Consider the following 9,969-nt stretch of genomic DNA (forward strand, 5'->3'; position numbering starts at 1 on the left):
CGCCGCCCGTCCCGCCAGAGCCCCGGCGGGACGGGCGGCTCCCTCATTTGAAACCGGAGGTCTTATGTACGTCTATTCCCTGGGACAGTGGCTGCTGTTCTTCTTTCTCTACTGCTTTCTCGGCTGGGTGTGGGAATCCTGCTACGTCTCCGCCAAGCGGCGCCAGTGGGTGAACCGTGGCTTTCTTCACGGCCCCATGCTGCCCATCTATGGCACCGGCGCCGTCATCATCCTGCTGGCCACCATCCCCGTGCGGGACAGCCTGTGGCTGGTTTTCCTGCTGGGCATGCTGGCCGCCACGGCGCTGGAGTATATCACCGGTGCCGCCATGGAGGCCCTCTTCAAAGTCCGTTACTGGGATTACTCCAAGCAGCCCTTCAACCTCAACGGCTATATCTGCCTCACCAGCTCCCTGGCCTGGGGCGCCTTCTCCATCCTGCTGGTGCGGTTTCTGCACCCGCCTGTGGAGGATCTGGTGCTGCGGCTGCCCGCCTTCCTGGTGGATCCTCTGGCGTTCCTGCTGACCATCGCCGTCACCGTAGACGCAGTCCGGTCCTTCCAGGCCGCCATGGACCTGCGGGAGGTCCTCACCCGCCTCACGGAGGAGAACGAGGACCTGCGCCGCCTTGCCAAGCGGGTGGAGGTGATCTCCGCCTTTGCGGAGGAGGACCTGCGCCGCTTCCGGGAGCGCACGGAGGTGGAGCGGCTGCTCCGGCAGGAGCGCTGGGAGGACACCCGCCGCCAGATTCAGGAGGCCTATGCCAAGGGCGCCCGACGCCGCCAGGCCCAGCTGGAGGAGTCCCTGCGCCGCCGGACCGATGCCAAGCTGACGGCCCTTGCCAACATCCAGGAGGCTCTGGAGGCCTACCGGGACCGGCTGGCAGCTGCCAGGGACCTGACAGAGGAGTCTCTGGAGGCCCGCCGGGCGGAAGTCCAGCAGCTTTTGGACCGACTCCGGGACCGGGAAGCTTCCATCCGCGCCCGCACCGCCAGGCGTTATCGCCAGTCCCTGCGCATCCTGCGGGGCAACCCCTCCGCCAGCGCCAAAGCCTTTGCCGAGGCCCTGGAGTCCCTGCGGAAGCTGGGGGATCGCCGGGAGGGGGAGGACGGCGAATGAGGAAAGCCGGCGCAGCAGCCCCTGCTCTGCAGAGCGGCCGTTGGTTCCATACGGAGCGGACGTCCCTTCTTTTCGTGTCCCCTTATAGCAATTCTCCATCTCTGTCTGAACCGACGATCTTATACAAACAAAGCGGCACAGCCTTCGGCTGTGCCGCTTTGTCGATCAGGATGGCAGCGTGGACTTGTTCTCCGCAGCGGGCGGGTCCGCGGGGAAATCCAGAATCCGCCGGATGCACAGGGCATAAACCGCGATGCTCACCACCGGCCCCGCGATGTCGGAGATGGGTTCCGCGTAGAATGCGGCCCGGGCGCCGAAGGCCGCCGGCAGGGCAAACAGGGCGATAAAGTACACCGCCTTCCGGAAGGCGGACAGGGGCAGGGCCAGCTGTACCTTTCCCATGCCGGTGAATCCGTCCACAATGGCGTACTGCAGCCCCAGGGGGATCAGGGCCAGGGTGCAGATGTGGATGGCGGAGAGGGCCTCCGCTGCCAGCTCCGGCTCCGTGGTGAAGAGGCGCACGAAGAGAGCTCCCCCCAGACGGGCCAGCAGAAACAGGGCCGTCACATAGGCCACGCACAGTCCGGCGATGAATGCCTGGGCCTTCAGGATCCGGTCCCGCCGCCGGGCGCCGTAGTTGTACGCCAGGATGGTGCCTGTGCCCGCGGAAATGCCTCCCAGGGGCATGGTCACCACCAGCATGAAGCTCTGGGCGATGGTGGCGCAGGTCACCAGACGGTCTCCCAGCTCCGCCCCGCCATAGGACTGGAGGATGGCGTTCATGGAGATAATCATGATGTTGTCCACGCCGATGATGAGGAAGGGCGTCATGCCCACCGCCAGGATGCGGAGCATCAGCCGCCCGTCGTAACCGCCGAAGGTGATGGCGATGGGCACAGACTTGCCGAAGAGGAACCGCAGTACATAGAGGCAGCTGGCCAGCTGAGAGAGGACCGTGGCCACGGCAGCCCCAGCCACCCCCATGTCAAAGAGAAAGATGAACACCGGGTCCAGCACGATGTTCAGTGCCGCCCCCAGCATGACGGAGATCATGCCCTTCCGGGCGTAGCCCTGGCAGATGATGAACTGGTTCAGCCCCAGAGCCAGCAGGTTGAACACCGTCCCGCAGAGATAGACCGTGAAATAGGTATTGGCGTAGCCGTAGGTGGCATCGCTTGCGCCGAAGGCCATCAGCATGGGCTGGCGCAGGGGGAACACCACCGCCATCAGCGCCACGGAGCAGACACACAGCATCAGGAAGCTGTTGGAGAGGATCCGCCGGGCCTCCTCCGTTTTACCCGCCCCCATGCGGATGCTCATGAGCGGCGCGCCGCCCACACCGATAAGAGAGGCGAAGGCGCCGATCAGCGTCACCACCGGCCCGCAGACCCCCACGCCCGCGAGAGCGGTCTCCCCCACCAAGGGGATGTTGCTGATGTAGATGCGGTCCACGATGCTGTACAGCACGCTGACGAACTGGGCCAGCATACTGGGTATGGCGATCCGCAGCACCAGGGGCCGGATGGCGTCCGTGCCCAGATTGTTCTCCAGCTTCATAGCAGGTCTCTCCCAAAACACACAAAAATCGGGCTGTCCGCACCGGACAGCCCTCTCATTATAAAGACACGGGATTCAGTTTGCAACCCCCGATTCGCCCCGGAGGATAGCGGAGAGCTGTTCGCACAGCACTGTGCTGTCCCTGAAATACCCCTGCACCACCCGGTCACCGCATCCCAGTCTGTTGCTTCCTGCAATCAAGCCAAGATGGTCCTTCTTCCCGTCTGAGACGCTGTCCAAAAATACGCTCTGCTCTCCGATAGGAACAAGGCGGTCTCCGGCTAGAGAGGAGAGGCACAGGTGGTAAGAATATCCCTCCAGCGCCTCCCGGACAGTCTCTGCCGCCGGTGTCCCCGGCTCCAGGACGGAGGAAACCGGTTCCTTGACGCTCCAGCTTCCATCTTCCTGCATCTCCAACTCTGTAACTGTTAAGGTAAAAGGCTGGTCAAAAGCGAACGCTCCCCCCAAGGACCGGGGCCACAGCATCCAGGCTGCAAAGGCCAGGACGGCCGCCGCCAGTAGGACCAGTACCACTCGCTTCACGCTTCGGGTCATGAAATCCCTCCTCTGCAAATAGGGCCGCCGGGGCTCAGCCGCACTTGCGGACGCTGCCCAGCAGGGTCTCCAAAGCCATCAGCCCCACCAGCACAGCCAGCGCCGCCAGCAGGATCAACAGCCACTTCCACTTGCCGCGGATCATCTCTCCGCCCCCTCAGTCTTGTTTTTTCAACATAACATAGGCCACGGAATTTGTCCATACCGCGTCTGAAGGCAGGCACTCAAATTCCCCGCAGGTCAAAGGCCGGGGTGTACTCCTCCCTGGCCGACGTCCGCTCCTGGGTGTAGCCGTCGGTGATCCCGCAGTTTTCCATGTACTCCACTGCCGCCCGGTACTCCGCCTTGGTCACGTGGCGGGCCAGTTTCCCTTCTGCCCCTGGCTGGGGCGTATACTGGCTCATGAGGGAAAACAGCACCTCCCCGGGGCGGAAGCTCTCCGCCACCCAGTCGATGACTCTTCGGGTGTTCTCCAGTTCCCCCGGCAACAGAAGATGTCGGATCAACACACCCTGCTTTAAAAGGCCGTTTTCCATCCGGTAAGGCCCGGTCTGGCGGAACATCTCCAGAATGGCCCGCTTGGCCCAGTCAAAGTAGTCCGCCGCGCCAGAGTATTTGCAAGCAGGTTCGGAGAGGCCATACTTCAAGTCCGGCAGATACACCTGTACCTTCCCCTCCAGACGGCGGAGGGTTTCCGGTTTCTCATAGCCGCCGCAGTTCCACACCACCGGCACGGGCCATTCCTCGTCCCCCAGGGCCTCCAGAACCGCGTCGGTGAAGTGGGTGGGGGTCACCAGGTCCAGGCAGGCGGCCTCCTGTCCGATCAGCTCGTGAAAGATCTCCCGGAGCCGCTCCGCCGTCAGGACCTTTCCCACCTCCCCCTGGGAGATGGGCTTGTTCTGGCAGAAGCAGCACCGGAGATTGCAGCCGGAGAAGAACACGCACCCGGCGCCGCGCTCCCCCACCAGGCACGGCTCCTCCCAGAGGTGGAGCATGGCCCGGGCCGCCACGGGCACGCTGGGCATCCCGCACACGCCGCCCCGCCTCGTCTCCGTCCGTTCCTCGCCGCAGTTTCTGGGGCACAGGCGGCAGATCACAGCAGGTCCTCGGGGCGGAAGTCCGGGCCCAGGTCCCCGGCCATCCAGTGCTTGCGGCACAGCCCGATGTACTGGTCGTTGGCCCCCAGCACCACCTGCTCGCCCTCCTTCAGCACCTTGCCGGCAGCGTCGAACCGGGCGTTGAAGGTAGCTTTCTTGCCGCACCAGCAGATGGTCTTGACCTCCTCGATCTTGTCGGCCATCACCAGCAGGGCCTCGCTGCCGGGGAACAGGTCCCCCTTGAAGTCCGCCCGCAGGCCGTAGCAGATGACGGGGATGCCCAGGTCATCCACCAGACCCACCAGGTACATGACCTCCTCCCGGGTCAAAAACTGGGCCTCGTCTACGATGACGCAGGCGTTCTGCTGCAGTTCCATGACAGAGAGCTGCTGCATCTCGTCAAAGTAGATGCAGGGATAGGTGAGGCCGATGCGGGAAACCACCATGTGGTCCCCGTCCCGGGTGTCCAGCCGGGGCTTGACCAGCAGGGTCTTCTGCCCCCGCTCCTCGTAGTTGAACCGGGTCATCAGGGCGTTTGCGGTCTTGCTGGAACCCATGGCCCCGTATTTGAAATAGAGCTGTGCCATTTGTCTGTTTTCTCCCTCTCTATGTATCTTCTTATGCGGCACTCCGCCGCCTTCTCTTTGGTGCCGGTCCCCTCCGCCGGGAGGGATCCTCAGCCCTGCAGCCCACGGTCGATCTTCCGCTGGGCCTCCTGCTGCCGCTGTTCTTCCGCCTGCTCCGCCGCTTCCTCCGGCGTCAGGGGCTTGGGGATCTCCTCCTCCGGAATTTCCATCACCATCCTGCGGCAGCCGCGGCAGAGCCAGGCGGTCTTGTACCTGTTGAAAAGGCTCCCCTCATGGAGGATATCGATCTCCGGGCCGCTGGCACCAAAGAACCGGTTGGGCCAGCCGGGCCACCACTGGACACTGTCCCGTCCCCCAGTGATCGTCCCCACCTCCATCTCCTGCCCGCACCAAGGACAGATCATGGGCGGGGGCGGGGTCTCCCGCAAAGCCTTCTTCTCCTTCCGCTCCTCGTTCCAGTCCCGGAGCTCGTCCATCAGGCTGGGAGCGCAGTCCTTCTCCTCCTGCCCCGGCTCCGCCGGACGGGACGGCTTTTCCGGCTCATAGTCCCAGGGATCCTCGCTTTTCTTCCAGAAGGGCACGGTCACTCCTCCTCTCGGCTTTCGGATGAATGCTCTGCATCAGCCCCGTAGATGATGCGGCGGTTGATCTCCTCGGAGGTCAGATGCTCCGCCCGGGTGCAGTTGGCCGTGTCAAGGACCAGCTTGCGGCACGCCCCGCAGTGCCAGGCCAGCTTGTAATCGCTCCAGAAGGAACCGTCCCCCCGGAGGTAGAGGGTTCCGTTGGCATCCGCCAGGCGAAACGCGCCGGGACGCTCCCACACCAGGCGGACAGCGTCCCTTCCGCCCACCAGATACCCCATCCGCATCTCCTGCCCGCACCAGGGGCAGGTCATGGCAGACGGCGTCTGCTCCTCCGCTGTCTCCTTCTCCCCTGGGACCTTCCACGCCTCCCCGTCGGCGGCCGGGGGCTGGGGCTCCCCCGCTGTCCAGGTGCGCCGTTTCTCCGGCTCCATATCCCAGGGATCCTCGCTTTTCCTCCAGAAGGGCATCACGAATCCTCCTCGTTTTGCTCTCTCGCCTGCCGGATGCGTTCCTCAAAGGTCTCCCCCGTCCGCCGGGGCAGGAAGGAGACGGGCTCCGGCGTCTCCTTCCCATGGTAATAGCACCACAGCCACCGGAGGCACCAGACCAGCTTGCGGATCAGCAGGGCCAGCAGGGCGATGCCCGCCAGGTTGATGAGTTCCATTCAGTTGCCCTCGTCCTTCTTCTGGTCCTCGGAGTCCGGGACCTCCTCATAATCCACCGTATACACAGGGCCGTGAAATTTCGGCTCCTGCCTGTCCTCGTCCTCCGCCCGGTACCGGGCGGACCGCCTCCGCACATGCCGCACCACCAAGATCACCGCCACGAGAATGAGAATGGGCACCGCAAACCGCAGCGCCACCAGCAAAATACTCCCCAGCAGCCGAAACAGCCCCAGGGGCAGTCCCACCAGCCAGCCCATTCGTCACTCCTCCTTCAAGCGTGCTGCCGCTTCCGTGTAATACCGCCCAAAGGCGGAGGGCACCGCCCGGTCCGACAGGGCTCCGGCATCTGCCCAGACGAAGTCCGCCGGGCCGTCTCCCGCCACCTCCAGGGTGTAACCGGTCATGTGCCACTCCACATGGGTAAAGATGTGCTTCGCCGTCAGTCGGCTCTCCCACCGCCTGGGCTCCAGGCCCCAGACGGACACCGCCGCTCCGGCGGCAGCCTCGTCCAGGGCTCCCTCCACGTTGGGAAACTCCCACAGGCCCGCCAGCAACCCGGTCCCCGGCCGCTTCCGCAGGGCGATCTTTCCGTCCCGCACCAGCAGGAACACCGTCTTCTCCTCCACCCGGCGGGGCTTTTTGGCCCCCTTCACTGGCAGATCCTCTGCCGTGCCCCGAAGGCGGCCCTTGCAGAAGGCCATGGCCGGACACTCCAGACACCGGGGCGGGCCGTTGGGTGCGCAGACCGTGGCCCCCAGCTCCATGGTGGCCTGATTGAAGACGCGGATATCCGCCTCAGCCTCCGGCATGACGGCCTGGATCTGTGCCCGCACGGCCTTTTTTACCTTGGGATCGGCAATATCGTCCCGGCAGTCCGTCAGCCGCATGACCACCCGCAGCACGTTGCCGTCCACCGCCGCTTCCCGTCGGCCGAAGGCGGCGGAGGCAATGGCGCTGGCGGTGTAGTCCCCCACCCCCGGCAGGGCCAGCAGGTCCTGGTAGGTGTCCGGAAACCGGCCGCCCTGCTCCGCCACGATCCTGGCGGCCTTCTGCAGGTTCCTGGCCCGGCTGTAATAGCCCAGGCCCTCCCACAGCTTCATCAGCCGCTCCTCCGGGGCGGCTGCCAAAGCCTCCACCGTGGGGAATGTCTCCAGAAAGCGGGCATAATACCCCAGCACCGCCGCTACCCGGGTCTGCTGCAGCATGATCTCCGAGACCCAGATCTGATACGGGTCTGTGGTCCGCCGCCAGGGCAGGTCCCGGGCATTGGCCCGATACCACGCCAACAGCGGCCCCGGCAAATCTTGTAAAACAGTTTTGGTTGTCAAATTCTCACCGCACATGGTATGATTGTACCATATCCGCAGAATGGATATGGCACCCTTTCCGAACTTGCGCCGCTGTATCAGCCTGTCCAGCCGCACAATCGCCGCATTGCGGTTATTGTACCACATCCGGCGCCAACTTCCCACCCCCTGTACAAAAATTTTGAAAGTCTCTTGACTTTCCCCCGGGTGGAAGGTGTACCCTGTCCCCAGAGATGAGGTGTAATCCCTTGAAAATCAATGAAGTGGAAGCCCTGGTGGGCATCACGCGGAAGAACATCCGCTTTTATGAGGCGGAGGGACTGCTCTCCCCCCGGCGGAACAGCCAGAACGGTTACCGGGACTATGGGGAGACTGAGGTGGAGGTCCTGCGGCGGATCAAGCTGCTTCGGAAGCTGGGCCTTCCGCTGGAGGAGATCCGGCAGATGCAGCACGGCGCCTACACCGTGGGGGACGGTATGCGCCGCCATCTGGTGTCCCTGGAGCGGGAGCGGCAGAATCTGGAAGCGGCCATCCGCTTCTGCGGGACGCTCACAGACCGCAGGGAGCGGCTGGAGGAGCTGGACGCCCAGTCCCTGCTGGATCGGATGGCCCAGATGGAACAGGAGGGAACGACCTTTATGAACAAGCAGAAGCAGGACACCAGGCGCCGCCGCTTCGTGGCGCCCATCGTGGTCGCCATCGTCATGTCAGTCCTGATGGCAGGGCTGATCTGGCTCTTCCTCTGGGCTTTCGAGGTGGATCCGGCCGGTGCGCCGCCCCTGCCGGTGCTGGCGCTCTTTGTGGCCATCCCGGCGGCAGTGGTGGTCGGTGTGGTCATCGCCCTGGTCCAGCGGGTCCGGGAGATTGAGCGGGGAGAGGAAGACGATGCGCGGAACTACTGAGCGGCGGGATTGTCGACAAGCAGCGGTGTCCGCCGCAGGGACGGCCGTATGGCTGCTGGCTGCGGCCGCGGTGTTGCTGTGGGTGCGGCAGGCCTTTTTCCCCAGCGGTGCGGCATCCGTTCTGCTGGCGGTTCTGGCCGCTGTCCAGGCAGCAGGGCTGATCCCGCTGGGGCTGGCCCTGCGGGACCGCTTGAAAGAGATCAAAGGAGGAGAATTATATGAAGCTCGTCAGTATTGAGACCATTCCCGGCCAGGAATTTGAGGCCCTGGACATCGTGCGGGGCACGGTGGTGTACAGCAAAAACTTCGGCCGCGATTTCATGGCCGGCATGAAGACCCTGGTGGGCGGAGAGATCACCGGCTACACCGAGATGCTGGTGGAGGCCCGGCAGATCGCCACCAAGCGCATGGTGGACGCGGCAGAGGCTCTGGGAGCCGACGCAGTGGTGGGCCTGCGGTACGCCTCTGCCTCCGTGATGCAGGGGGCGGCGGAGGTCATTGCCTACGGAACGGCTGTAAAGTTCAAATGATGCACGTCACCTTTCTGGACCACAGCGGCTTTCTGGTGGAGCTGCCCGGTCTCACGCTGCTCTTTGACTGGTGGCAGGGGGACCTGCCCCCCCTGCCATCAGACCCCCTGCTGGTCTTTGCCAGCCATCGCCATCCAGACCACTTTAATCCCCGGGTTTTTGCTCTGGATGACGGTCAGCGGGATGTCCGATTCCTTCTTGGCAAGGGCATCCATCTGACAGACCGGAACCGGAAGAAATGGGGACTCTCGGAAAAAGCCGCCGCGGACTGCCGGGTGCTTTCCGGCGGGGAGAGCGCCTCTCCCCTGCCCGGCGTCACCGTGGAGGCACTGCCCTCCACCGACGAGGGCGTGGCCTTTCTGGTGACGGCGGAAGGCCGGACGGTCTTTCATGCCGGGGATCTGAACTGGTGGCACTGGGAGGGCGAGGACCCCGTCTGGAACCGGAACATGGAAGCGGACTTCCGGCGGTATGCGGAACCTCTCCGGGGCCGGAAGATCGATCTGGCCATGCTGCCTCTGGATCCCCGTCTGGGGGAGGACGGCTTCCGTGGCCCCCAGTACTTCCTGGAGCTGGCGGATATCCGCCGCTTTCTGCCCATGCACCAGTGGGGAAATTTTAACTTTACAAATCAATTCCTGTCATGCTATACTTCTTTCACATCCCGAACTGTGTACGTTAACAGAGTCGGTCAAGTCTTTACATTTGAGGAGGAAGCGGACACATGAAGATCGATGGCAATGAACTTGCAATTGAGCAAAACGAGCTGGACCGGGAGGGCCGCCATGCGGAAGCCATGGCCATCAAGCGGGAATTTCTGAAGCAGGTGCGGGAGAGCGGTGACCACTGCCCCTGCAAGCAGGCCTGCCCTCACCACGGCAACTGCTTTGAGTGCGTGACGCTGCACCGTGGTCACCGGGATCACTTGCCCATGTGTATGTGGGATATGGTGAATGAACGGCTCCATAAGCTCTCCCGATTGACAGAAGGGACCCTGCGGTCCTATGAGGAGGCGCACCGCTGAGGAAGCTCCAGAAAAGCGCCCGTGCCAATCGGCACGGGCGCTCT

At 63.8% G+C, this 9,969-nt stretch carries 15 protein-coding genes; 6 read left to right on the forward strand and 9 right to left on the reverse strand.

All coding sequences use genetic code 11. The features are described from left to right. Positions 1-64 precede the first annotated feature (64 nt). A complete protein-coding gene (locus tag HMPREF1546_RS03305; RefSeq protein WP_021748270.1) occupies positions 65-1,117 on the forward strand; it encodes a hypothetical protein in 1,053 nt (350 codons plus the stop codon). A 165-nt stretch (positions 1,118-1,282) separates the two neighbouring features. On the opposite strand, the gene HMPREF1546_RS03310 is transcribed toward HMPREF1546_RS03305, so the two are convergent. The 9 genes from HMPREF1546_RS03310 to mutY form a co-directional block, all read right to left on the reverse strand. After that, the gene (locus HMPREF1546_RS03310; RefSeq protein ID WP_021748269.1) at positions 1,283-2,674 is read right to left on the reverse strand and encodes an MATE family efflux transporter; all 1,392 of its coding nucleotides are present in this window, start codon (positions 2,672-2,674) and stop codon (positions 1,283-1,285) included. Between the two features lie 75 nt (positions 2,675-2,749). Further along, on the reverse strand, positions 2,750-3,229 hold the full coding sequence (locus tag HMPREF1546_RS03315; RefSeq protein ID WP_021748268.1) for a hypothetical protein: 480 nt from the start codon (positions 3,227-3,229) through the stop codon (positions 2,750-2,752). A 224-nt stretch (positions 3,230-3,453) separates the two neighbouring features. After that, positions 3,454-4,326: a 4Fe-4S cluster-binding domain-containing protein gene (locus HMPREF1546_RS03320; protein ID WP_036629729.1), complete on the reverse strand. Its 873-nt coding sequence runs from the start codon at positions 4,324-4,326 to the stop codon at positions 3,454-3,456. Continuing rightward, complete coding sequence (locus HMPREF1546_RS03325; RefSeq protein WP_021748266.1) at positions 4,323-4,913, reverse strand: thymidine kinase; 591 nt, start codon at positions 4,911-4,913, stop codon at positions 4,323-4,325. The genes HMPREF1546_RS03320 and HMPREF1546_RS03325 overlap by 4 nt, the downstream gene beginning before the upstream one ends. 89 nt (positions 4,914-5,002) lie before the next feature. Continuing rightward, complete coding sequence (locus HMPREF1546_RS03330) at positions 5,003-5,494, reverse strand: PF20097 family protein (RefSeq protein ID WP_036629727.1); 492 nt, start codon at positions 5,492-5,494, stop codon at positions 5,003-5,005. A gap of 2 nt (positions 5,495-5,496) precedes the next feature. Next, positions 5,497-5,964, reverse strand: a complete 468-nt coding sequence (locus tag HMPREF1546_RS03335) for a PF20097 family protein (protein WP_021748264.1) — start codon at positions 5,962-5,964, stop codon at positions 5,497-5,499. Beyond that, positions 5,964-6,161, reverse strand: coding sequence for a hypothetical protein (locus tag HMPREF1546_RS03340; protein WP_021748263.1), 198 nt, complete (start codon positions 6,159-6,161; stop codon positions 5,964-5,966). Before HMPREF1546_RS03340 ends, HMPREF1546_RS03335 begins: the two co-directional genes overlap by 1 nt. Continuing rightward, on the reverse strand, positions 6,162-6,419 hold the full coding sequence (locus tag HMPREF1546_RS03345; RefSeq protein ID WP_021748262.1) for a hypothetical protein: 258 nt from the start codon (positions 6,417-6,419) through the stop codon (positions 6,162-6,164). Positions 6,420-6,422: 3 nt separating this feature from the next. Next, positions 6,423-7,616, reverse strand: a complete 1,194-nt coding sequence (gene mutY, locus HMPREF1546_RS03350) for an A/G-specific adenine glycosylase (protein WP_021748261.1) — start codon at positions 7,614-7,616, stop codon at positions 6,423-6,425. Between the two features lie 101 nt (positions 7,617-7,717). On the opposite strand from mutY, the gene HMPREF1546_RS03355 reads away from it, so the two are divergent. From HMPREF1546_RS03355 to HMPREF1546_RS03375, 5 genes are read left to right on the forward strand one after another with little or no spacing between them, the layout of a single operon-like run. Then, entirely contained in the window at positions 7,718-8,371 is a 654-nt protein-coding gene (locus HMPREF1546_RS03355; protein ID WP_025545083.1) for a MerR family transcriptional regulator, read from the forward strand. Continuing rightward, the gene (locus HMPREF1546_RS03360; RefSeq protein ID WP_025545082.1) at positions 8,355-8,609 is read left to right on the forward strand and encodes a hypothetical protein; all 255 of its coding nucleotides are present in this window, start codon (positions 8,355-8,357) and stop codon (positions 8,607-8,609) included. The genes HMPREF1546_RS03355 and HMPREF1546_RS03360 overlap by 17 nt, the downstream gene beginning before the upstream one ends. Then, on the forward strand, positions 8,590-8,901 hold the full coding sequence (locus tag HMPREF1546_RS03365; RefSeq protein WP_021748258.1) for a YbjQ family protein: 312 nt from the start codon (positions 8,590-8,592) through the stop codon (positions 8,899-8,901). Before HMPREF1546_RS03360 ends, HMPREF1546_RS03365 begins: the two co-directional genes overlap by 20 nt. Beyond that, positions 8,898-9,629, forward strand: a complete 732-nt coding sequence (locus HMPREF1546_RS03370) for an MBL fold metallo-hydrolase (RefSeq protein WP_021748257.1) — start codon at positions 8,898-8,900, stop codon at positions 9,627-9,629. The genes HMPREF1546_RS03365 and HMPREF1546_RS03370 overlap by 4 nt, the downstream gene beginning before the upstream one ends. Then, on the forward strand, positions 9,626-9,925 hold the full coding sequence (locus tag HMPREF1546_RS03375) for a hypothetical protein (RefSeq protein WP_021748256.1): 300 nt from the start codon (positions 9,626-9,628) through the stop codon (positions 9,923-9,925). Before HMPREF1546_RS03370 ends, HMPREF1546_RS03375 begins: the two co-directional genes overlap by 4 nt. Positions 9,926-9,969 lie beyond the last annotated feature (44 nt).

Source organism: Oscillibacter sp. KLE 1745, assembly GCF_000469445.2.
In the GTDB taxonomy this organism is placed as follows: Bacteria; Bacillota; Clostridia; order Oscillospirales; family Oscillospiraceae; genus Oscillibacter; species Oscillibacter welbionis.

Excerpts from the sequence above, each read along its gene's own strand:
- HMPREF1546_RS03305 (WP_021748270.1), top strand. The coding sequence starts at position 65 with ATGTACGTCTATTCCCTGGGACAGTGGCTGCTGTTCTTCTTTCTCTAC.
- HMPREF1546_RS03345 (WP_021748262.1), bottom strand. The coding sequence starts at position 6,419 with ATGGGCTGGCTGGTGGGACTGCCCCTGGGGCTGTTTCGGCTGCTGGGG.
- HMPREF1546_RS03335 (WP_021748264.1), bottom strand. The coding sequence starts at position 5,964 with ATGCCCTTCTGGAGGAAAAGCGAGGATCCCTGGGATATGGAGCCGGAG.
- HMPREF1546_RS03325 (WP_021748266.1), bottom strand. The coding sequence starts at position 4,913 with ATGGCACAGCTCTATTTCAAATACGGGGCCATGGGTTCCAGCAAGACC.
- HMPREF1546_RS03340 (WP_021748263.1), bottom strand. The coding sequence starts at position 6,161 with ATGGAACTCATCAACCTGGCGGGCATCGCCCTGCTGGCCCTGCTGATC.
- HMPREF1546_RS03310 (WP_021748269.1), bottom strand. The coding sequence starts at position 2,674 with ATGAAGCTGGAGAACAATCTGGGCACGGACGCCATCCGGCCCCTGGTG.
- HMPREF1546_RS03315 (WP_021748268.1), bottom strand. The coding sequence starts at position 3,229 with ATGACCCGAAGCGTGAAGCGAGTGGTACTGGTCCTACTGGCGGCGGCC.
- HMPREF1546_RS03375 (WP_021748256.1), top strand. The coding sequence starts at position 9,626 with ATGAAGATCGATGGCAATGAACTTGCAATTGAGCAAAACGAGCTGGAC.
- mutY (WP_021748261.1), bottom strand. The coding sequence starts at position 7,616 with ATGTGGTACAATAACCGCAATGCGGCGATTGTGCGGCTGGACAGGCTG.
- HMPREF1546_RS03360 (WP_025545082.1), top strand. The coding sequence starts at position 8,355 with ATGCGCGGAACTACTGAGCGGCGGGATTGTCGACAAGCAGCGGTGTCC.
- HMPREF1546_RS03365 (WP_021748258.1), top strand. The coding sequence starts at position 8,590 with ATGAAGCTCGTCAGTATTGAGACCATTCCCGGCCAGGAATTTGAGGCC.
- HMPREF1546_RS03370 (WP_021748257.1), top strand. The coding sequence starts at position 8,898 with ATGATGCACGTCACCTTTCTGGACCACAGCGGCTTTCTGGTGGAGCTG.